This window comes from Nostoc sp. PCC 7107 (genome assembly GCF_000316625.1).
Classification (GTDB): domain Bacteria; phylum Cyanobacteriota; class Cyanobacteriia; order Cyanobacteriales; family Nostocaceae; genus Nostoc_B.
In genome coordinates, this window is sequence record NC_019676.1 from 4,568,654 (window position 1) to 4,591,325 (window position 22,672).

The following is a 22,672-nucleotide window of genomic DNA, read 5'->3' on the forward strand; positions in this document are numbered from 1 at the left end:
TTTTTCTAGTGGCGGCGATTTTTTTAACTTTTTGTAGTCATAGGGAAGATGTATTATCGCTAAAATGTCCTTGGTCATTGGTCGTTTATTTTTTAGTAATGATCAATGACTTATGATTAATGACTTATGACAATAACTAATACCTGTGGCACAAGTAATTTTAGAAAACGTTTATAAAAGTTTCCCCCCTCGTAAGGGCGAAAGTAATGCAGCCCAAGAACGTGCAGATAATCTTAATGTTTTGCGACGCATTAACCTGACTATCGCCGATGGTGAGTTTATGGTGCTGGTGGGGCCTTCTGGCTGTGGTAAAAGTACCCTATTGCGGTTAATTGCTGGCTTGGAAACGCTGACTGGTGGCAATATTTTAGTAGGCGATCGCTTAATCAATGATCTACCACCCAAAGAACGAGACATTGCAATGGTGTTTCAAAATTACGCCCTCTATCCCCACATGACGGTGTATGACAACATTGCTTTTGGGTTGCGTCGGAGGGAACAGGGAAGCCGGGGAGAGAAAATGCCTAATTGGGCGGAAAATCTTTTGGTGGGGGGAACGAAGAAATTACCTAAAGGGCTGCGTTATGTTTCGCCAAAAGAAAGATTAATTGAGACACAGGTGCGGTCTGTGGCGCAGTTGTTACAAATTGAAATGCTGCTGAATCGCTTACCCAAACAACTTTCTGGGGGACAAAGACAACGGGTTGCATTAGGAAGAGCGATCGCCCGTGATCCTCAAGTATTTTTAATGGATGAGCCATTATCTAACTTAGATGCCAAATTGCGGGCGGAAACTCGCGCTCAAATTGTCAAATTGCAGCGACAATTAGGCACAACAACGATTTATGTGACTCACGACCAAACAGAAGCAATGACAATGGGCGATCGCATCGCCATCATGAATCAAGGGCAAATTCAACAGCTTGCTTCTCCATTAGAACTCTATAACCGTCCAGCTAACCGCTTTGTGGCTGAATTTATTGGTTCACCACCGATGAATTTTATTCCTGTAGAATTTCATGCACCATTGTTAATTACCCATTCCCTATTTCGTTTCACACTCCCAGAAACTTGGGGAAAAGCACTGCAAAAATATGATAAACAAACTTTAATTTTAGGCATTCGTCCCGAACACTTAAACCTGAGTTTACCTGCGACTAAAAATCTGCCAGTAAAAGTAGACTTGGTAGAAAATCTGGGTAACGATGCTTTCTTGAGTGTCAGACTAACTGAACCAGACTCGCCAGTAGCTTCTAGTGCGCCTTACTTGCAAGTTAGAGTTCCCACAGACAGACAGCTAAGTGTTGGTGAACAATTATGGTTATCAATAAATCCCGAAAAAATTCACTTTTTTGACCCAGAAACGGATTTAGCTATATTCTCGACGAATAATTCTTAACAGTAAAATAGCATTTCCATGATTCTGTTGTTACGCGATGGCTGCGCCAACGTCTTGGACGAACGCGCCACACCTAAACAACTTGAACAGATGCTGCAACAGCACAAATTCAATATCAAAACTGCTGTTGATATTGAATGGCGGGTACTGGTTGGTGGAGGTGGTCTGCACGCTGATTGTGAAGAAAAATTGCTAGATGATGGTAGTAGGCAGCAAGTTATTTGGGCTGCCAGCTTTATGCCTTTAACCCAAAAAATTATCTATGATTCTATGGTTAATCTTCGTCCTCGGCAAAATCGCTCAATGGAGATTTTAGACCCTAATATTAGAGAAAGAGTCGCTCAAATTATTGTCGAATTCCTAGGAAATCTATGATCGAAGTGACCCCAAAACAGCAAATTTTTATGCAAGATGATATTCCTACTCGATTGCATCATGTAGCTACACATTTGTCACAAATTCAATCTTTGTGGACTCAGGCATCATCCTCAGATTTAATACTGGTTTTGGTTGATGAAATCCGATACTTTATTGAATGGACTGTACCAGATATGGTAAAAGCAGATGATATTGACCGAGCCGCAGAGTTAGTTGACTTAGTTCGTCTTCTGACTCGTTGGCTATTCCATTGGGACAACATCTGGTCTGATTCTGAACAAAAGCAATTTGCATTCCAACAAATACAGGATTGGTTACATCGAGTTTTAGAAATAGCTGCCACAGAACCAGAATCACTCAGCGCATAAACTTGATTCACCTGTTAGTTTTTCACAAATGCTACTAACCAAAATCCTCAAAAATAAACGGTATTTCTTATTGAGAAATACCGTTTATTGATGAAAACCTGAAAACCTTTAGAAAACAAAGGTGGTTCTTAAAGTACCGATGATGGCATCATCAGAAGTTTGACCAGGATTAGTTAACCAAATCACACCAGGTGTAATGGAAATGTTATCGCTAACTCGGTATTTATAGAAACCTTCAATGTGGTATGGAGTGTTGTTATTACCACTCCCAGCATAAGGTTGAGCACCGCCAAAAATACCTAAAACATTGCCTTTTTTACCTAAATCAGGTAGAGCTACACCTAATCCATAACTCCAAATATCATCATCATCATTAGCGCCAAAGCCTGTCACTTGGCTGTACAGCACAAAACCACTAATGGAAAGTTTATCGCTAGGTTTGAAAGCTGCTTCAAAACCATAGGAATTACTGACAAAGGCGCTACCGCTACCATCAAAGTCTTGGCGGTTAGCTTGTCGAGTACCAACAACACCAGTGGATACTGAGCCGAAATCAAATAAGGCGCTACCTGCACCATGATACCCGTTAACGTAGGTGGCAGCTAAGGTCAGGCGATCGCCCACATTCAAGTTTAATTGTGCTAAGGCTGCATAGTTACCATTAAATAAACCTGAACCCGAATTGGGATTATTTGGTTCAGATGCCAAATAACCCAAAGTTAAAGAAGGTTTAAAAGTTCCACTACCACCAAAAGCTAAGTTTAGCGCCGCACCTGCACCGCCACCGATGCGATAAATTGGACTTTCCGAAGCAAAGGTAGATAAAGCACCATTACCACCGTCAAAATCTTCAAAGTAGGGGTTAACGGTAGGAACGTAATCGCTATGAATACCGCCAGTAGCTGCAACGTAAATTTGCGAGTTACCGACAGGGAAGTAATAAGCTAACCAATCGATAAACGCGCTATTGTTGCTACCGAGGAACACGTTAAATGTTTGCGTTCCTTCGTAAGTGTCGTTTGCTAAAGGTAAAACACTGGCATTACCAGTGGCAATCCGGGTATGTAGGATATCTTTACCAGTAAAGCTGGTTTGAAAATCGAGACGCACCCTATCTTGGAAAACGGTGTTATTGTTGTCGTTGTCGCCAAAGCTATCGGTGACAGCAAAAACAGCCTCACCAACAAGTTTGGTAGTGGTAGAAAATTGATTGGCCTCCAATTCGGCGGTGCGTGCTTCTAGTGCATCTACTCTGCCGCGTAAAGTTGCCAATTCTGCGGAAAATTCTTCTTGCAAACGCTGAAGGGTAGCTAAGTCTTGTTTTGTTACTAAGTCAGCCGTTGCTGTCGCAATCAGTTCATTAACTCTATCTAAACAAGCGTTTAACCCGGCGGCGAATTCATAACGTGTCAAAGCACGATTACCGCGATAAGTGCCGTTAGGATAACCAGCAATACATCCGTAGCGTTCAACTAAAGATTGCAATGCTTGAAATGCCCAATCTGTGGGCTGTACATCGGAAAACTGCGAAACTGATGTGACTTGAGATAAAGAATTTTGGTTTTTACCGTCAAGACTATATTGGTTGACTTGTTCTAAAACTTGATTTTCTTCAGTTTTGGCTTGAGAAATTAACTGTTGTTGAGGTGTTGGTGACTCGGTTTCAATCTCAGCTGCTACTACCTTCGCGGAAAATAAAACAGCTACGCCTAAGCATACTGGAGATAACACTAGTGTTTTCCACAATAAATGAGACATGTTCTTTCTTCCTCACACTGTTTTGTTAGAATGACGCGATCCCGGTCTTCTAAATGTATCCCATAATACTTTATTTTCTCTTTTGCTGATTTAGCTGCTATTGTGCCAAAACTTCTCTATTTTTTTATATTTCTCAGTGTAAACTCTTGGTTTAGCGGTTTTATCTCCATTATCTCGGCATCAAAATTAGCTTGATGTTTTCAGCAATGCCGACCATTAAGCGATCAGAGATAATAAACTAAACCTTCAAGGAGATGCGATATTTATGACTCAAATCAAATCTCAACTCACACTCAAAGAATTTCTCGCCCTACCGGAAGGCGATATCACCTACGAATTAGTGAATGGAGAAGCAAAACCCAAAATGGCACCAAAAAGATTTCATTCACGTTTAACTTTGGCTTTGACTCAACTTTTAACGCCGTGGGCGAAAAATCGTGGTGAAGTTGGTGTTGAATGGGCAGTTACGTTAAAACGCCAAAGTCGAGACTGGGTTCCTGTACCAGATTTACTTTATGTTTCATACTCTCGCCTCACTAGGGATGTCATTGAAGATGAAGCTTGTCCCATACCGCCAGACTTAGCAATAGAAATTATCTCGCCTGACCAAACTTTTGGTGAAATGAGTGCAAAAGCAACAGATTATCTGGAAGCAGGTGTTTTGAGAGTTTGGGTTGTGGATGCAAAAGCTAAAACCGTTACTGTTTTTTATCCTGATGCACACCCACAAACAAAAGCTGGTGAAGATAGTTTAGAAGATTCTTTATTTGAAGCCCTACAAATTACACCCGCACAAATTTTTCAACAAGCGGGAATACCATAAATATTTTCAAGTTTAATATTGGGAAATTTGTCACTATGTCCAGTATTATATCGAGATACTTCAATCAGATGAATTCTCAGATAAAACTTTCTTTTTGATTAAACGGTGAAGCAGACGGCAAGGCCAAATACAAGCTCCACAAATACTTACAGAGGAAATAGCCGCCAAAACACGCCACTTTTCCTCAAGTTGATTAGCCGATTCTGATGGCTGGGATTGCATATCTTTGGTTATTTCTGGCAATGAATGAGATAGCTGACTGGCTGTACTTATCCCTTCAATCGCCGCGCCAATTAGATAAGCTACAAGCGCAATACCGAGCCAGTGACTCATCATATTTGATTGGTAAACTTTTGTATTACTTTTAATATTAGTGATTATCTGTCCCAAACGATAATCTGCCTTCAGCAGTGTCTCGAATTAGAGGCAGTTTAGATTGTATATAAGCATTAAGGTGGCTATCTCCCTGTATATCGTCTTCCTGGTGGGTATTTAATTGCTGGAAAAGCAGTTGTACTAAAGCCACATCATCAAATTGGAGCAAGGTGCTGACATTAGTAGACTCTATTACAGCCCACAGCTGTTGCATCATTTTAGTGGTGATCATGAGCCTCTAACCTCTTAAGCTTTTCTTTATATTTGCACAGTTTCTTTGTTTGTGCGTAATTTGTGTCTAAAAATTAATCAATCGACAAAAGTGTACTAAAATCAAGATATTAGCTGCTCGAAGAGTCAACAAAAGTTCCTGGCTCAAGAATTAAGACTTATATAGTTAATTCATAACTGTGGGTGATTTTCGACTAAAACTCCCTCTGCATCAGGATTATAGAGTTTATTGAAACAATATTTACACATAGCCTTCTTTGTAGAGGATGTTATGATTAGATGGGCGAGAATTATTTTCGGCTATGTGATCGACTACACTTAGCATTTTTTCTGTTTATTTAGTTAAAACTGCAATTTTTTTATAAAATTGTTAGATTGTGACAATAACTAAACATCAGAATCTCTGAAAAGGGATAGTGCCACAAGAGTAAATTGGTTTGATCACAAGACTATCTAATACGTATCTTGCTCTTGGGCATTAGTTACATAACTTAGCATAGTCTATTTATATATAGCAATGCCCTGATAAAAGATAAAAAATGGTGAATGTGTGGCAATAGTAAAATATAAACAAACAGGCAAATATCTTCCACCTCATATACTTATTTTAGGGATGTGTTTTGTGCCTGGAGAAACTGAAATTAGCAGTGAACAGCTAACGGAAATTCGGGATTTTATTAAGAATGATAAATTACTTCAGCATTATTTGAAGCAGAAAATTCTCATTATTCAGGATTGAATATTTCACTTTAAATTGAGCGCGATAAAAATGACAAACATGTCTCCTAAATCCAAACCTCTGCACACTGGTGATTTGGGAGACAATGTATGTCATTGAGTTTAATCTCTATTGTGTGTGAGGTAAGAACCTATTTTGCCAATAAATTATCAAGATGCGATCGCTCAACTGTTAGCAACACTACTGTGATATGAGCGTAAACATAAGGTAACACCAAAAAAATCCTCAAAAATTTAACTGCAATCTTATAAATAATGTGGTTTAAACTACGCTATTGGATTGGATAAATAAGATAAACTTGCGAAATGAATGTCATTAAACAGTGACTTTTGTTTACTCGCAAAACAGGATAAGCTAACTATGAGTAGAGATATTGTTAAAGTAATATTATGGGAAGAAAAACAAAAAGATTATCTAAAAAAACTCTATGATTTACCATTTATTCCCAGAATAGGCGAAGAAATTTACATCAATAAAGAAAATTGGAAGGTAACTAAAATTGAACATGATGTAGAAGTGAGTGAGATTAATATTTATATGGAATTAGTCAAAAAAGCCAAGCAGGAAAAATCATCTGAAAAATCATCTGAAAGATCGTCTGAAAGATCATCTGAAAAATCATTTAATTCATAAATAAGTAGTAGATAAGGTGCATTTACCTGAATATTAGACTTGGCTCTGTTAAATGAGCTATACCGCTTCAAACTCAGGCTCAAATCTCACTAAGTACCGTGCGCGTCGGTTTATGGCTGCATCTCACCAAAAACTAGAGTTTGCTGACACAATACTGCTATTTATAGCATTTCCTAATTTGCTGAAGTACTAAATACATTGCTAATAAAATTAGGCAACCCCACCGAAGTTTGCTTGGAGGGTTTCCCTCCAAGCAACTTCTCTCTGGGTCGGCAGTCGCTCATGTGGGAAACCCCCCCAAGATCGCGCTGCCTCAACTTTGTGCTTGACTCTGCGCCCCTCTGCGTTCAAAAACATTAGTTCTGTACCTCACTTAACTGGAAATAGCTATAGTACATATAAACTAAATACACATAAAAACTCATCGTCCTTTGATAATTAGCTCTTGAGATTTTGTTAAGAGAGCGATCGCTCATCCTTACTAACTGTTTTCTAAAGATTGTAGCCAGAAAGTTAACTGGTGTATAGTTATGCGAAAAAGCATTTAGGTGAGAAAAAGGCGATCGCTTTTTGTGACATAGCAAAGTACTCAGTAAATATTGTCAAGTGTTCATTGTCACTGAAGTATCATAACAAGCAACCGTTTAGACTCTGAACACAACATTCCATCTATGCGCCTGACTTCACTGGATGTTTTTCGTGGCATCACCATTGCTGCAATGATTCTCGTCAACATGGCGGGAGTAGCAGATGATGTGTATCCTCTCTTAGCCCACGCTGATTGGCATGGTTGCACACCAACTGATTTAGTATTTCCCTTCTTTTTATTTATTGTTGGTGTGGCAATGACATTTTCTTTGTCAAAATACACCGCAGACAATAAACCAACTTCTACTGTTTATTTGCGAATCTTCCGCCGTGCAGCCATCTTGTTTGCTTTAGGTTTATTGTTAAATGTATTTTGGAACAAAGGCGTTGGGACTTTTGATTTCAGCAGCATCCGCATCATGGGAGTGTTGCAGCGCATCAGCTTAAGTTACCTGTTAGCTTCCTTGGCAGTTCTCAACCTACCACGCAAAGGACAATGGATACTAGCCGCAGTCTTACTCATCGGTTATTGGTTAACCATGATGTATGTACCAGTTCCCGAATATGGTGCTGGTGTACTGACACGGGAAGGTAACTTTGGTGCATATTTTGACCGCCTAATTATCCCTCAAACGCATCTGTATGCTGGTGATGGTTTCAAAAGCATGGGAGACCCAGAAGGACTTTTCAGCACCATACCTGCTGTTGTTAGTGTTCTTGCTGGCTACTTCACAGGGCAATGGATACGTAAACAGCCAGTGCAAACACGGACAAGTGTAGGGTTGATTTTATTTGGTATGGGCTGCTTAATTATTGGTTGGGCGTGGGGTTGGGTATTCCCCATTAACAAAAAACTGTGGACAAGTTCTTACGTTATTTTTACCAGTGGTTGGGCATTACTCTTACTAGCTGCTTGTTACGAACTGATTGAAGTGCGATTAATCAAACGCTGGAGTAAACCATTTGAAATTATGGGCTTAAATGCGATCGCTCTTTTCGTCGCATCTGTATTATTAATTAAAATCCTCGCCAAAACCAAAATCGGTACAGGCGAAACCGTCCTCAGCACCTACAACTGGATTTATCAAAACATCTTTGCATCTTGGGCAGGCACTTTTAACGGTTCACTACTATTTGCCTTAGTCACAGTCTTATTATGGTGGGCTGTAGCGATATTAATGTATCGCCAACGCTGGTTTCTCAAAGTCTAATCGAATTTATATTACTCCTCCACACTAAAATCCACTTTATCGTAAATATCCCCCAGCAAAACCTGACAAGGAACAGCAGCTAAACTTAACAGCACATCTGCATCTTCATATTCAGAAAATATCCACTTATTATTTTCAGTTTTGCAATACTGCTCAACGTGTATTTTATACTGATCAATCAGAATATATTCTTGAAAGCTAGGAATTGTCCGATAAGCAGCAAACTTTTCATCGCGGTCATAACTTTTAGTAGATTTTGACAACACCTCAGCAATAAATACTGGGTTAACTAAAGTGTCTCGTCTTCCTTCTTGGAATTCCAAAGGAGTTTTCATCACCATCACATCAGGGTAAGTGAGAATTCGCCTGTTAGGTATCCATAGACGCTGATCTGTAACAAAGGCTCGATAAGGCTGACGCTTGAGAAGGAAGTTGACTATACCACCTAAATTAAGCGCAATTTGACTGTGATCTGGTGTTCCACCTGCCATTAGAATGATTTGCCCATCAATATATTCATGTTTTTCCTCAGAATTTACCTCTAGTTCGAGGTATTCTTCCGGCGAATAATAGCGTTGTTCTTGTAACTGCATAACTATGAGACTTTTAACAAAAGCCAAAATAATTAGTAATTAACCGCAGATAGACACAGATAATTTATCTGAGTATATCTGTTGTTTTATTTTAAGTTAACTCAACTCAATACCTGCTCTGCTTCAACAGCATTCATTTGATCGAGAATTCCCCAAAGTTCCTGTAACATTGGATCTAAGCCAGTTCGAGTAACCGCAGAAATCACAAAAACCGGAGCATAAGCAAGATGATTTAATTGGGTGGATAGTGCTTCTAAATCAACTTCTTCTCTATCAACTGCGTCAATTTTATTCAGTGCTAAAATTTGCGGACGATTTGCTAAACCTCGTCCATAAGCTTCCAATTCTTGTTGAATTGTATTGTAATCTCTGATGACATCATCACTAGTTGCATCAATCAAGTGTAATAGCACTCGTGTGCGCTCAATATGACGTAAAAAATCATGTCCCAAACCTGCACCGTCGGCTGCGCCTTCAATTAATCCGGGAATGTCGGCAAAAACTGTACCATCACCACTAGGCTTCCGTACTACACCCAAATTTGGCACCAGGGTAGTAAAAGGATAATCGGCAATTTTCGGACGTGCTGCTGATAAAGATGAAATTAAGGTAGATTTACCAGCATTTGGCAAACCAATAATTCCCACTTCTGCTAGTAGTTTCAACTCCAGCCGGAGCATTTTTCTTTCCCCTTCTAAACCTGGGAGGGCGTATTCTGGGGCGCGGTTGCGGTTACTTAAGAAATACTGATTTCCTAGCCCACCTTTACCGCCTTCAGCAATGACTAGAGTTTGTTCTGGTTTAATTAAATCGCCAATAATTTCATCAGTTTCAGCATCATAAATTGTTGTCCCGCAGGGAACTTCGATGATTAAATCTTTGCCAGATGCACCCGTGCAGTTATTCGGGCCGCCTCGACCGCCGTTTTCTGCCTTAAAAAGATGGTTATATCTAAAGTCCAATAGGGTTTGGAGGCTTTCTACAGCCTTGAAAATGACAGAACCACCACGTCCACCATTTCCGCCAGACGGGCCGCCAGCAGGTACATACTTTTCTCTGCGGAAGGCGACAATACCATCGCCACCTTTACCTGCTTCAACTTGAATTTCTACTTGATCAATGAATTTCATATTCTGAAAGCGCTGAGGAGTGAGTTTTAAATTATAAGTTTTTTAATCAATGCTTTATCTTTATTCTCTACTTTTAACTCACCACTCAGCGAGAAGTTGCAAAGAGGGTTTACATCTCGGCAAATTTTTAGTGACTCAGCACTCAAATATACGGCGTGACATCCTCGCCACAGTCATCTGCTAAATAGGAAAGGGCGCGGAAACGTAAACCAACGAGTTGCTCGTATAGTGGATTAATCTTACACAAAGGTGGGATGTGAACAATTTTGCGTCCAAATAAAGTAACATCGCGCTCAAAGGGACACTGAGAGGGAATCATTTTACATAAGAATCTGGCAACTCTGGGGTCTTGTACATCTAACCCATCTAACCATTCGCGCAGAGAGTTGAGTGGTAAATGGGGTGGTATTTGAGATAGACCTGGTGCAGAAACCAGATGGTCTTGAATTTCCAGGGTATGACGTAGGGCTTCGATGATGTTTTCTGGTTGTCCTAAAGCTTGGCAAAATTGGTGGAGAACTTGATCTTCGCTAGAAGAATATGTACCATCAGCGATCGCTACCATCACAGCTGTACGTAAAAAATTTTCGGCGGCTGGTGTACCTTTACCTAGGGCGGCCGCTAAGTCCTCTGGGGTAATTACCTCTAAAGACTCCCATTTTAGGCTAGGTGCTAATTCTTCTTTAGTGAAACTGGCAATAAATTGCTGTTCATGGTCATCAAAGTTACCATCTGCCCAAGCAATTGTTAGCAGTCCACGTAACCAAGCGGCAATTTGTTCGCTACTGTATGGAGATTTCACAACACTAGTCATACACTTAAGCCTCAAACTTCTCTCAGCGAATACTAGGCTACCCTTGAAGGTAACTGATTGTGCCTTTAACTAACAGGCTTTTAAGATTTGCTATTTTCCTAACTACAAGTTATGAGCGATCGCTTCCTGATGACGCTGCAAGTTAAAATACTCTTAATTGAGAATTTTTTCTAATTAAACTTATCCCCGTATAAGCGATGTTTTATTTTGGCATTGAACATGAAGTGGCATTCTTAAACCAAGAAGGAAAGTTTGCCGATTTTACTCACACTAAGTTTGCAGATTTTGCTCAAATTGTAGAAAAATTGCCTACCTATCCCAGCGACTATCCTCAACTGCGGGTAGGCGATGCGGGGATTAAAAAGAAAAGATGGTATATCGAAGGGTTTGAAAGATTTGCTGATTCTGATCAACCAATCGATTGTTCAGCTAAAGGTATCGAAATTAGAACAACTATACATACTACTATTCAAGGTGCAGTCAAAGAATTATCCGAAAGTTTTCATTTATTGCGGGATGTAGCGGAGAGTTTTGGATATATACCAGTTTTAGCTAGTTTTAACCCTTATAGAACTGTTTTTTCACCTCAACCCCCATTAAATGATTACGAAATCAAACAACTACAAGCTTATCCAGACGAACAAACAGCTAATATTTATATGGTTAGCTACGGGCCAGATTTAAATATATCTGTAGCAGATATGTCTACTGATCATTTAATTGATATTGGCAAAAAATTAACTTATTACAGTCCCTATATTGTCCCGTTTACTTATAGCTCTCCTTTTTACAATGGGAGTTTATGGGAAGGACTTTCTGTGAGGACTTTTATCAGAACAGGTAAACGTTCAGCGGCTTTAGTTTTTGTCGAAAAATCAGAAGAATTAATTCTGAGTATCCCTTCATTAACAAAAGTTGCCCGCATTCCCGCAGAAATTGGACGCATTGAATTTAAAGCTTTTGATAGTTGCGATGATTTTAATATTTATGCTGCATTACTAGCATTATTAAAAGGTTTGATATTAGATGAAACTTTACAGGGTAGAGTGACTACACCCGATGCAGCTTTACACCAGATTTCCGCTAAAGAAGGCTTTGATAATGAAGATATTTTTGCTAATGCCACAAAAGTTATTCAATCTGCTGAATTCGCCTTGAATAATGACCCTGATCTTAAGTTAATAACACCATTGAAAGTAATGTTAGAGCAGCGCAATAGCAAATCACATGAATTAATAGAAATGTTTCAAAAATTAGGTTCAATAGAAGAAGTATTACGACAAACTTATCAAGATTAAAAATCCTGTTGCCTGTTTAAAGAGGTGTTAACCAATAAGTAATTCCTTGAATAACTTGATTTTTAAAACCCAACTTCGGCAAATCTTCTGCTGCCACACCAAGATAAGTCCAGTGGGGTACATCTTTAACTACAGTTTGAAACCAACCATTTTGATTTAAAATTTGTCTTTGTTTTGGATTCGATACACCTAAATCAATCGCTAATCCCCAAATATGCTGCGATGTTCCTGGTGGTGCAACTAATCCTAGAATTGCAGTTTCTCTACCTTGTTTGACTTTTTCTAAAGTTTTATTGTTAGCATATTTATGCCAAAATCTTAAGTTCGTGGCAAAACTACGCATACAATCACTAGCACCATACCCTGATTTCAAGGGAATATTCAACTGTACTCTGGCTTTATTTAAAGCATCTGCTGCTGATTTTTGTAAATAACATTCATTTGTTCCAGTAACTTTCTCTAGTGTCAGTTGAGATTGGAATTCTTGTGTATCTTCTTCATTGTCAAAAATCAATTTTGGCGGCAATTTCACATTATCGGCTGGATTGATAAATGCAGCACCGTAGGAACGTAATAAAGTATATTCAAAAGTTCCAGGTGTCGGCATTACTTTTAATTTCGGCATAATTGCAGCAACAAAACGCTCTTCCTCAGTTACGGGCTGGTTAGGAGGAATACTTGGTTCTTGGGCATTAGCACTACAGCCAGTCACAGCGGTAACTAAGCATTGATTTATTGATGGGGAATTTGTTGCAATTTGAAAGCGTTGGATACTATTACTAGCGACCAATGACATACAAATGAAAATAGCAATAAAAATGAATTTCGCTTTTTTAATTAGATGTTTCATTAAATTATTAAAATTATAGATATATTTTCTGCTTGTGATATGCGTAAATACTAGAAAATTAGTCACATTTGAGACATTTTGGTTAAAATAAACTAAATTTGTTTATCTAAACTCAGCTAATAATTATAATTCCTAAATTTTAGAAATTCACTACTACTAGATAACTAGTTCTTTTGATAGCTTTTTTATTAACAAGCCGCATCCTTGAAAGCACTGGATCAGCTAAAATATCAATGACCATACTGAATTTTGAGTTTTGGATTAGTTTTTCGGTACAACTCCTGTCCTGTCTGGATAGAATAAACCTAAAATCCCCAAGATGCTTAACCTTAATAGGCGCATCAATCTAAAATCCAAAATTTTTTGACTCTTAGCTCTCTGTTGTATAAGTATGACCATGCACAATTCCATTGAATTCCAAGACGCTTATGATGTCATTGTCGTCGGTGCAGGTCACTCCGGTTGCGAAGCCGCCCTGGCCGCTGCCCGTCTTGGTTGCCGGACTCTGCTATTGACGCTGAATTTAGATAAAATTGCTTGGCAACCTTGTAACCCAGCGGTGGGTGGCCCAGCTAAATCTCAGTTAACCCATGAGATAGATGCCCTCGGCGGGGAAATTGGCAAAGTGGCAGACCGCACATATTTACAAAAGCGTATCCTCAACTCTTCACGGGGGCCGGCTGTTTGGGCATTACGCGCCCAAACAGACAAGCGTGAATATGCTGCTGTGATGAAAGCTATTGTCGAGAATCAAGAGAACTTGAGCATCCGAGAAGGGATGGTAACAGATTTAGTTTTGGGCGCTAACGATGAAGTTGTTGGCGTGGAAACTTATTTCGGTGTGGGATTTGAATGTAAAACAGTAATTTTAACCACTGGTACTTTTTTAGGTGGCAAGATTTGGGTCGGTAACAAATCAATGGCGGCGGGACGCGCAGGAGAATTTGCTGCTGAGGGTTTGACACAAACCTTAAATCGCTTGGGTTTTGAAACAGGAAGACTGAAAACTGGGACACCCGCACGGGTAGATAAGCGATCGGTTGACTACAGTAAAATGGAAATCCAGCCGGGAGATGCAGAGGTTCGCTGGTTTAGTTTTGACCCAGATGTGTGGGTAGAACGGGAACAAATGCCTTGTTACATGACCCGTACCACCGCCGCCACCCATCGCTTAATTCAAGAAAATCTACATTTATCGCCTGTTTATGGTGGTTGGGTAGAGGCGAAAGGCCCCCGTTATTGTCCCAGTATTGAAGATAAGATTGTCCGCTTTGTTGATAAAGAAAGTCACCAAATCTTTATTGAACCGGAAGGGCGTGATATTCCCGAACTATATATTCAAGGTTTTTCCACTGGGTTGCCAGAAAATTTGCAGGTACAAATGCTGCGGAGTCTTCCTGGGTTAGAAAATTGTGTGATGCTGCGTCCGGCGTATGCTGTGGAGTATGATTATTTACCAGCAACACAGTGTTATCCCACGATGATGACTAAAAAAATTGCTGGGCTATTTTGTGCTGGTCAAATTAACGGGACAACAGGCTATGAGGAAGCAGCAGCCCAAGGAATTGTGGCGGGAATTAATGCGGCGCGGCTTGTGCGTGGTCAAGAAATGATTGTGTTTCCGCGTGAGCAAAGTTACATCGGTACGCTGATGGATGATTTGTGTACAAAAGACTTGCGCGAACCTTACCGGATGCTGACTAGTCGGTCTGAGTATCGCTTGCTGTTGCGTTCTGATAATGCTGACCAACGCCTAACTCCTTTGGGACGAGAAATTGGCTTAATTGACGATCGCCGTTGGGAATTATTCACCAGCAAACAAGCCCAAATTACTGCGGAAAAAGAACGGTTATACGCCACTCGCATCAAAGAACATGATGAAATAGGAAAAGCGATCGCAGCTAATACTCAACAAGCAATCAAAGGTTCTATTACTCTCGCTGACTTGCTGCGGCGACCAGGATTTCATTATGTTGACCTGGAGAGATACGGTTTGAACAATCCCAGCCTGACAACAGCGGAGAAAGAAGGCGCAGAAATTGACATCAAATACTCTGGCTATCTCGCCAGACAACAAAACCAAATTGAACAAACTGCCCGTCAAGCACACCGCCAGCTACCTGCGGATTTAGATTATGCTAAAATTGATACCCTTTCTAAAGAAGCACGGGAGAAATTAACTAAGGTAAAACCACTGACTATTGGTCAAGCCGCCCGTATAGGAGGTGTGAATCCTGCGGATATTAACGCACTGTTAATATATTTGGAATTGCGTAAAACAAAGAACCAGAAAGACTTTCCGGCGTTAACGTAACTTAAAGTTTTAACAAGCGTGAGTATAGTAGAAGGAAGGAGATTGGTATGATAGATGACACGAATTCATAACTGGCATCACTAGCTATCTCCAGACTACAGTTGAAATTAATACCACATAAAAATAAACTCGTCAAGTTTAGGCTGGCAGTTTGATATCTTTGCAAAACCCTGATTTCCAGGTATCAAGAGCATTTCTTAATCCTGGCAAATAAAACCCAAAATCATGCCTATGTTACAAGAATTCAACACCCATCTCATCTTTCCGGAGCCATCAGAAGAATTAATTACCAACGAGCCTTGGTCAATCGAAATTTATGCTGATGGCTTGATGGATGATCTGTTTGCCGATATTGACGATATTTTAGATGGGAGTGGCACTTTATCTTCCCATACTGTCAGGTATGGTGGTCGCATACCACAGCGTTCTAGAGAAGAAACATCTGTAAACGATTGGTACTACTCAGATTACGAGCCTCTGCAAACACTGAGTATACCGCAGATTGTCTTACCAAACACGCTGAACCGCACTGTCCAAAGCGTTCCCCAAATTAGAAACCAGCATCCTAGTACAGTTGTAGTTGATACGCCAGCGACGGCTTCCGGGATCAGAAAACCTAGAAAAATCAGACTCGCTTTTCGCAAACTGGTGATTTTAGGAACTGCCGTTGGGATAGCGATCGCTGGTACGATTTACTTACTACGCGCTGAATTTCTCTCTTTTGTGACTGGCAAATATACCCAGCAAAACATTTTAGTGTCAGGGGCGCAAATACCTACACGCGCAGATATTGAGGCAGATTTAGCTGACTATCTGTTAGGTTCTTTAGCCATCATCGATCAGCAAAACCAAACATCTTTTCGCAGTGGAACCAGCAACAGGATAACTTCTAGTCGTACATCCGTTGCATCTGCTAGTAGTTTACCAATCGGTAATTTACCATCTCCCCTAACTTCCAACAACACAGCCCCTACCGCTAACCGTTCTGCAAGCAACGTTGTTGAACGCATCTATATTCCTGTTTATCAAGCGCCGTCACCTATGCGCTATGGGCTACCACGGCTTCCTGGGACTCCTATAGTTTTACCGCCCATAGCCAATGCTAAACAAACAAATCAGTCTAATGCGGTCAAAACTGCCTTAAACACTATTAAGCAACCAGGTAAACCTGTCAGTGTCAATATGTTGGCGGCTGCTGTGCGGACAGATATCAAACCTGTGGCTGTGCGTACCACACCAATTGCGGTGCGGCAATCTGCTAGTCCAATTCCGTCCCTACCAGTTGCACCATTGCGTGCGGCACAACCGCCAGTAGCTAGTTTAGCTGCATCGCCAAAAACTACTCAACAAGTATATGTGGGATCCAGCGCTCAAGCTACCCCCAGTCATACTTTAGAAGGTGTGCTGGAGTTAGGTAATAAATCTGCGGCTTTATTTCAAGTTGACGGTGTGACTCGCCGCATCAATATCGGAGAAAGCATTGGTACTAGTGGCTGGACATTAGTAGAAGTAAACAATGGAGAAGCGATCATTCGCCGGAATGGAGAAGTTCGCTCAATCTACACAGGGCAGAAGTTGTAGTTAGCGATCGCTTTGACTTCTAAAGGCAAACTTGTTGACTAAAAATACAAAAATTAAAGGCTGACTAAAATGTTCATACAATGGGCAGAGTAGACTAACGTTGTATCCTACTCTTATTTAGACATGTTAAAAGGCGCTATGCTTTATTTAGCGCTAGTAAACATCTAAGAGCCTGCTCATGCAGGTTTTTTATTTTCTGTAATCCTGCTTAGATAATATAACATACTTTTTTTGCTTATCCAGTAATATTACCGTAATATATTTTTATATAGAGAAAATCTGCACCCCTAATATTTACGGTAATATTCCAGAATTTGTAGTAAATCTAAAATCCAAAATTGTTTGACTGTCTATAAGCTTTAAAAAAGTGAAATATTACCTTGGCGACGAATATTATCTTTAATTCGTAAACCAATTCCAAATTTTATAGTGGTCGTGATGAACAAGAAGCGGATGTTACACCCAGCCAACTTGTCCTAGTACAGGTCGTCGTAAATAAACAGACCATAAGGAATTGGTAAAAGGCTTGTGGTATCAATATTCTTTCTTTTTCCTTTTGCCCTTCGGATCGTCATTTGACGACAGTTGCCTCAAGTCGGGAGACCCGCCCACGGCACTGTCTCCTTTATGCCAGGAAACCCTTCCACCCTTCGGGTTCAGCAGTCCCCCATCTCCTGACGGAGACGCTACGCGAACGACGGGAACCGCCAAGATGGGGGCTGCTTTACCGCAATGGCTCACTTTTTACTTTTGCCTTGTTGTACCAGTCTGGCTGTTAGTCCAAGGTGAAGAGATTATTCCCATCCCTGCTACAAAACGCCGTGTTTATTTAGAGGAAAATATTGCTGCTATTACTTTTGTCTAACTACACCTTGATTTCTCCTTGACAGGGCTGATATTAAGGAATAAATTAAGAAGTGTATACAAGTATAAATTAAGCAGTTACAGCTAATAGACTTCTTCAACTCAGCAATTTGCCTGCATTAATACCTCATTCATAGTTAAACAACACTACATAAGATCGGAAAACGTAAATTTTGTTGGAGTAGTGCTTGTTTTTATAAATGTCTTGACTAGGCAAACTTTCACTAGTAAGTTATAAATAACGAGCGTTCGATATAAATAAAATTGACTTATGCCCAAAATTGTTGACCATGACCAATACCGCAAAGAACTTCTATGCAAATGCTTTGATTTATTTGCTCAAAAAGGTTATGGCTCAATTACTATGCGGCAGATTGCTCAAGGTATGGGGGTTTCTACGGGAACTTTATATCATTACTTTTCTAGTAAAGAAGCATTATTTGAACAATTAGTAGAAGAGATTTCGCAACAGGATGTGAGTGCAGCTTTGGCGGAATTAGAAGGCAAAGAAACTCTATCCGCAGCAATGGCAGCGTTAGGAAGATATCTAGTGAAAAACGAAGATTATTTTATTAAATGGACATTTGTTTGGGTTGATTTTTGTCAGCACCAAGACGCAAAAAAAATGCTGCATCGTGGGAGTGTTTTTAAAGGTGCTAATCAGCGTTATCAGCAAGCAGCTTGTAAGTTTTTGGGAGTTCAAGATAAAGTATTGGCCTCTTTTGTCTTGAGCTTTATTAATGGGTTAATTTTGGAGAAATTATGCGGTAATGAAACGATTGATTTTGTTGAACAATGTGCTTTATTGGGAAAAATGTTGACTGTTTATTTGCAACAGAACGTTACTAGTTCTGTTAATTAGAGATTTTATTTTTTAGAGGGGAATATGGGACAAAATCTACTATTGAAACCTGCTAATAAAAAATTACTGGGTTTAGTACTTGTAGCTACCGCCATTACTGGTGGAATTGTGGTTTATGGCATTTCCCAGTTTGGGCAAATTGGTAGAACTGCTTCTCAGGAGCAGACTGTCACAACATCAGTACCGAAAATCACAGCTTTAGGCAGACTAGAACCAGAAGCAGAAGTAATTAGCTTATCTGCACCATTAGTATTGGATGGCGATCGCGTCCAAGAAATTCGTGTCCAAGAAGGTGATCTTGTTCAGACTGGGCAGATAGTGGCAATTTTAGATTCACGCGATCGCTTAGAAACTGCGGTACTGCAAGCCGAAAAACAAGTACGTGTGGCTCAAGCCAAACTTGATCAAGTCAAAGCTGGTGCGAAGACTGGCGAAATTTTGGCACAACAAGCCAGCATCGAACGCTTACAAGCTCAATCTGTAGGAGATTCCATTGGACAACGAGAAGCGATCGCTCGTATCGAAGCCCAATGGGAAGGTGATAGAATCGCCCAAGCAGCCGCAATTAGAAGGCTAGAAGCAGAATTAAACAACGCCCAAGCCGAATATCAACGTTATCAAAAGCTATATACCGAAGGCGCAATTTCTAACTCAGCCTTTGACAGTAAACGCCTGCTTGTTGAGACAGCAAAACAACAACTAGACGAAGCCAATGCAATTTTGGCGCGAATTAACTCCACAGCAAGCAGACAACTAGCGGAAGCGAAAGTTTCCCTGGCGCGAATTAACACTACGGGTAACAAGCAAGTCAGCGAAGCTAAAGCCACACTCACCAGTATTGCTGAAGTCCGCCCCGTGGATGTGCAAGCCGCCAGAATGGAAGTTGAAAATGCGATCGCCTCACTCAAACGCGCTCAAACTGATTTACAAGCAGCTTATATCAGATCGCCAATGACCGGACAAATACTCAAGATTCATACCAGAGTTGGCGAAAAAATGAGTGATAACGGTATTGCAGACTTAGCACAAACCGAACAGATGATTGCAGTTGCCGAAGTCTATCAAACAGATATCGGCAAAGTCAAACTCGGACAATCAGCAATAGTTACTAGCCAAGCATTTAACGGCGAACTGCGCGGTGAAGTTTTCTACGTTGGTTTACAAGTCAACCGCCAAAACGTCTTTAGTAACCAACCCGGAGAAAACTTAGATAGCCGAGTTGTGGAAGTGAAAATTCGCCTCAACCCTGAAGATAGTAAAAAAGTTGCAGGTTTCACTAACTTACAAGTGCAAGCAGCAATTGAAATTTAAAAAAGTCTGAAGCGTCATTCTTGGGATATTGACCAAATATGAAACTTTTTCTGAAAACGCCGTTAGCATGGCGGCAATTATTAAAAGAAAGAACTCGTTTATTAATAGCAGTCGCAGGTATTACCTTTGCTGACATGTTGATATTTATTCAGATGGGATTTGAAGGGGCATTATTTGATGCGGCTATTAAACCACATCGCAGTTTACAGGCAGATTTGGTATTAATTAATCCCCAATTTCAAACCCTATTTTCCGTTAAAAGTTTTTCGAGAGATCGACTGTACCAAACATTAGGTTATGATGGTGTGAAGTCAGTGAATCCAGTTTATATCAGCACTGGACAATGGCGCAATCCCGAAACAAGATTAGAACGTGCCATTTTAGTTTGGGGTATCGACCCGGCAAAATCTGCGTTTAATTTTCCCGAAATTCAACAAAATCTAGACCCCATAAAACAATTAAATCAAGTTCTGTTTGACCAAGCAGGTCGTCCAGAATACGGCGCGGTGGGGGATATTTTTCAAAAAACAGGTCAGTTTGACACGGAGTTGAATAATAAAAATATCCGCGTCAAAGGCGTTTTTAGTAATGGTGCATCTTTTGCAGCGGATGGTAATGTCATCACCAGTGACTCTACTTTTTTACAAATCTTTCCTGACCGGAAACCAGACCGCATTGAGGTTGGGTTAATTACTCTCAAACCAGATGCTAATCCCTTGAAAATACAAGCGCAACTAGCTACTGGATTACCCAAAGATGTTGTAGTTTTAACCCCAGAAGAATTCGCCCAAATCGAAAAATCCTACTGGTCTAACGGTACAGGGATTGGCTTTATTTTTGGTTTAGGTGTGGGAGTCGGTTTTATTGTTGGTATCGTTATTGTTTACCAAATTCTTTATTCTGATGTTTCTGATCATTTGCCAGAATATGCCACATTAAAAGCGATGGGCTACACCGATCGCTATCTGTTGGTAGTCTTATTTCAAGAAGCATTATTTCTCGCTTTCTTAGGTTTTATTCCGGCATTTTTCCTTTCTATCGGACTCTATCAACTCGCATACACTGCCACTATGTTGCCCATCTTCATGAATTCGCAACGGGCAATCACGGTGTTTATTTTAACAGTCATCATGTGTACAGGGTCTGGGGCGATCGCTATGCGTAAACTCAGTTCTGCTGATCCTGCGGATATTTTCTAACCATTAAAATTTTATGTTACAAGAATCTTTGCCAGTCAACTCCTTTAACTCATCTGCTAATTTAGAACCTGTAATTACCGTCCATCAATTGAATCATTACTTTGGGGAAGGCGGACTAAAAAAACAAGTTTTATTTGATATTAATTTAAAGATTAACGCAAGTGAAATTGTCATTATGACCGGCCCCTCTGGTTCGGGTAAAACTACTTTGTTGACCTTATTAGGTGGGTTACGTTCTGCTCAAGAAGGTAGTTTAAAAATTTTGGGACAGGAAATTTGTGGCGCTAGTAAAAGAAAACTAACAGTACTACGCCGTCAGATTGGCTATATTTTTCAGGCGCATAATTTGATGACATTTCTGACAGTAAAAGAAAATGTCCGTATGTCTTTAGAATTGCATGATGAATATCTTAATGAAAATATGGATGCCAAAGCGATCGCCATGCTGGAAACAGTTGGCTTAGGCGAACGTGTAAATTATTACCCAGAAAAACTTTCTGGCGGACAAAAACAACGAGTTGCGATCGCTCGCGCTTTAGTCAGTCATCCTAAAATTGTCTTAGCAGACGAACCCACAGCCGCCCTCGATAAGAAATCTGGACGCGATGTTGTGGAATTAATGCAGAAACTTGCCAAAGAACAAGGCTGTACAATTTTGCTAGTTACCCATGACAACCGGATTTTAGATATTGCTGATCGCATCATTTATATGGAAGATGGAATACTCAAAAGTGATGGTGTAGATGTAGCAACCAAAATGCACTAAGTCGAGGTGCAGGGTGCAGAGGGAAAATATAGCGATTTCTGGTAAATTGAGGTACAAAACTAATGTTTTTGAACGCAGAGGAGCGCAGAATCAAGCGCAAAGTTGAGGCAGCGCGATCTTGGGGGTTTCCCCCATGAGCGACTGCCGACCCAGAGAGAAGTTGCCAGGAGGGTTTCCCTCCAAGCAAACTTCGGTGGAGTTGCCTAATTTTATTAGCAATGTATTTAGTAATTCGCAGATTAAGAAATGTTATAACTAATGACTAATGACAATAACATTTTTGACACAATCATCGGTCTTGCACCATTATTAGGTTTGTTAGCTACAATTTTAGGGTTAATTGCATCCTTTGCTTTTTTAAATATTGGTGATATTATGGGTTGTTACAACAACAGTTGGTCGCATCAGGATTAGTCATGGCTATTTTCACACTGTTGTTTGCAAACATCTTCCGTGGACTTTATCAGCGCCAACTTGCACGGATTCAAGAGTATGGCGGACAGTTAGAATTACTATATCGTCGTTGTTATGAAAGAAGAGGTGACAGGTAACAGGTGAGAGAGTTCAAAGTCTTTTGCTGTTCAAGT

At 40.2% G+C, this 22,672-nt stretch carries 22 protein-coding genes and 1 pseudogene; 16 read left to right on the forward strand and 7 right to left on the reverse strand.

Annotation, left to right across the window (positions count from 1 at the left end):
* The first annotated feature begins 145 nt into the window (after nt 1-145).
* Genes NOS7107_RS19495 through NOS7107_RS19505 form a run of 3 tightly spaced genes read left to right on the forward strand, consistent with a single transcriptional unit; the run spans nt 146 to nt 2,145 of the window.
* Nucleotides 146-1,399 carry an ABC transporter ATP-binding protein gene (locus tag NOS7107_RS19495; RefSeq protein WP_015114663.1) on the forward strand — a complete coding sequence of 418 codons (1,254 nt, stop codon included), beginning with the start codon at nt 146-148 and terminating at the stop codon, nt 1,397-1,399.
* Nucleotides 1,400-1,417: 18 nt separating this feature from the next.
* Nucleotides 1,418-1,774, forward strand: coding sequence for a DUF5674 family protein (locus tag NOS7107_RS19500; protein WP_015114664.1), 357 nt, complete (start codon nt 1,418-1,420; stop codon nt 1,772-1,774).
* A complete protein-coding gene (locus tag NOS7107_RS19505; RefSeq protein ID WP_015114665.1) occupies nt 1,771-2,145 on the forward strand; it encodes a hypothetical protein in 375 nt (124 codons plus the stop codon). The genes NOS7107_RS19500 and NOS7107_RS19505 overlap by 4 nt, the downstream gene beginning before the upstream one ends.
* A gap of 108 nt (nt 2,146-2,253) precedes the next feature.
* Here the strand turns inward: NOS7107_RS19505 and NOS7107_RS19510 are convergent, their stop codons facing one another.
* Complete coding sequence (locus NOS7107_RS19510) at nt 2,254-3,903, reverse strand: iron uptake porin (protein WP_015114666.1); 1,650 nt, start codon at nt 3,901-3,903, stop codon at nt 2,254-2,256.
* 265 nt (nt 3,904-4,168) lie between these two features.
* Between NOS7107_RS19510 and NOS7107_RS19515 the strand changes: the two genes are divergently transcribed.
* On the forward strand, nt 4,169-4,726 hold the full coding sequence (locus NOS7107_RS19515) for a Uma2 family endonuclease (protein ID WP_015114667.1): 558 nt from the start codon (nt 4,169-4,171) through the stop codon (nt 4,724-4,726).
* Nucleotides 4,727-4,786: 60 nt separating this feature from the next.
* On the opposite strand, the gene NOS7107_RS19520 is transcribed toward NOS7107_RS19515, so the two are convergent.
* Nucleotides 4,787-5,059 (reverse strand): hypothetical protein, encoded by a 273-nt coding sequence (locus NOS7107_RS19520; RefSeq protein WP_044500164.1) that lies wholly within the window; start codon nt 5,057-5,059, stop codon nt 4,787-4,789.
* A 37-nt stretch (nt 5,060-5,096) separates the two neighbouring features.
* Nucleotides 5,097-5,333: a hypothetical protein gene (locus tag NOS7107_RS19525; RefSeq protein WP_015114669.1), complete on the reverse strand. Its 237-nt coding sequence runs from the start codon at nt 5,331-5,333 to the stop codon at nt 5,097-5,099.
* Nucleotides 5,334-5,882: 549 nt separating this feature from the next.
* Here NOS7107_RS19525 and NOS7107_RS29475 point away from each other — a divergent pair.
* From NOS7107_RS29475 to NOS7107_RS19540, 3 genes are all read left to right on the forward strand, one after another.
* Nucleotides 5,883-6,071, forward strand: a complete 189-nt coding sequence (locus tag NOS7107_RS29475) for a hypothetical protein (RefSeq protein ID WP_044500166.1) — start codon at nt 5,883-5,885, stop codon at nt 6,069-6,071.
* Nucleotides 6,072-6,380: 309 nt separating this feature from the next.
* Nucleotides 6,381-6,704 (forward strand): hypothetical protein, encoded by a 324-nt coding sequence (locus NOS7107_RS19535; protein WP_253274462.1) that lies wholly within the window; start codon nt 6,381-6,383, stop codon nt 6,702-6,704.
* Nucleotides 6,705-7,375: 671 nt separating this feature from the next.
* A complete protein-coding gene (locus NOS7107_RS19540) occupies nt 7,376-8,503 on the forward strand; it encodes an acyltransferase family protein (RefSeq protein WP_015114672.1) in 1,128 nt (375 codons plus the stop codon).
* An 11-nt stretch (nt 8,504-8,514) separates the two neighbouring features.
* On the opposite strand, the gene NOS7107_RS19545 is transcribed toward NOS7107_RS19540, so the two are convergent.
* The 3 genes from NOS7107_RS19545 to NOS7107_RS19555 form a co-directional block, all read right to left on the reverse strand.
* The gene (locus NOS7107_RS19545) at nt 8,515-9,096 is read right to left on the reverse strand and encodes a Uma2 family endonuclease (protein WP_015114673.1); all 582 of its coding nucleotides are present in this window, start codon (nt 9,094-9,096) and stop codon (nt 8,515-8,517) included.
* A 101-nt stretch (nt 9,097-9,197) separates the two neighbouring features.
* A complete protein-coding gene (obgE, locus tag NOS7107_RS19550; RefSeq protein ID WP_015114674.1) occupies nt 9,198-10,226 on the reverse strand; it encodes a GTPase ObgE in 1,029 nt (342 codons plus the stop codon).
* Nucleotides 10,227-10,368: 142 nt separating this feature from the next.
* Complete coding sequence (locus NOS7107_RS19555) at nt 10,369-11,040, reverse strand: Mo-dependent nitrogenase C-terminal domain-containing protein (RefSeq protein WP_015114675.1); 672 nt, start codon at nt 11,038-11,040, stop codon at nt 10,369-10,371.
* A 197-nt stretch (nt 11,041-11,237) separates the two neighbouring features.
* On the opposite strand from NOS7107_RS19555, the gene NOS7107_RS19560 reads away from it, so the two are divergent.
* Complete coding sequence (locus NOS7107_RS19560; RefSeq protein WP_015114676.1) at nt 11,238-12,338, forward strand: hypothetical protein; 1,101 nt, start codon at nt 11,238-11,240, stop codon at nt 12,336-12,338.
* Nucleotides 12,339-12,354: 16 nt separating this feature from the next.
* Here the strand turns inward: NOS7107_RS19560 and NOS7107_RS19565 are convergent, their stop codons facing one another.
* Nucleotides 12,355-13,134, reverse strand: coding sequence for a D-alanyl-D-alanine carboxypeptidase family protein (locus NOS7107_RS19565; protein ID WP_253274463.1), 780 nt, complete (start codon nt 13,132-13,134; stop codon nt 12,355-12,357).
* Nucleotides 13,135-13,579: 445 nt separating this feature from the next.
* Here NOS7107_RS19565 and mnmG point away from each other — a divergent pair, with 445 nt between their 5' ends.
* From mnmG to NOS7107_RS19605, 8 genes and pseudogenes are all read left to right on the forward strand, one after another.
* Entirely contained in the window at nt 13,580-15,502 is a 1,923-nt protein-coding gene (mnmG, locus tag NOS7107_RS19570; RefSeq protein ID WP_015114678.1) for a tRNA uridine-5-carboxymethylaminomethyl(34) synthesis enzyme MnmG, read from the forward strand.
* 225 nt (nt 15,503-15,727) lie between these two features.
* Nucleotides 15,728-17,083 (forward strand): hypothetical protein, encoded by a 1,356-nt coding sequence (locus NOS7107_RS19575; RefSeq protein WP_367579393.1) that lies wholly within the window; start codon nt 15,728-15,730, stop codon nt 17,081-17,083.
* Between the two features lie 556 nt (nt 17,084-17,639).
* Nucleotides 17,640-17,948 carry a hypothetical protein gene (locus NOS7107_RS28710; protein WP_157374093.1) on the forward strand — a complete coding sequence of 103 codons (309 nt, stop codon included), beginning with the start codon at nt 17,640-17,642 and terminating at the stop codon, nt 17,946-17,948.
* 270 nt (nt 17,949-18,218) lie between these two features.
* Nucleotides 18,219-18,809 carry a TetR/AcrR family transcriptional regulator gene (locus tag NOS7107_RS19585; RefSeq protein WP_015114680.1) on the forward strand — a complete coding sequence of 197 codons (591 nt, stop codon included), beginning with the start codon at nt 18,219-18,221 and terminating at the stop codon, nt 18,807-18,809.
* A 24-nt stretch (nt 18,810-18,833) separates the two neighbouring features.
* Entirely contained in the window at nt 18,834-20,120 is a 1,287-nt protein-coding gene (locus NOS7107_RS19590) for an ABC exporter membrane fusion protein (protein ID WP_015114681.1), read from the forward strand.
* A gap of 38 nt (nt 20,121-20,158) precedes the next feature.
* Nucleotides 20,159-21,319: an ABC transporter permease DevC gene (devC, locus tag NOS7107_RS19595; protein WP_015114682.1), complete on the forward strand. Its 1,161-nt coding sequence runs from the start codon at nt 20,159-20,161 to the stop codon at nt 21,317-21,319.
* A 13-nt stretch (nt 21,320-21,332) separates the two neighbouring features.
* Entirely contained in the window at nt 21,333-22,085 is a 753-nt protein-coding gene (locus tag NOS7107_RS19600) for a DevA family ABC transporter ATP-binding protein (protein WP_015114683.1), read from the forward strand.
* Between the two features lie 273 nt (nt 22,086-22,358).
* Nucleotides 22,359-22,636 (forward strand): annotated as a pseudogene (locus tag NOS7107_RS19605) (MotA/TolQ/ExbB proton channel family protein); the annotation flags it as partial.
* Between the last annotated feature and the right edge of the window lie 36 nt (nt 22,637-22,672).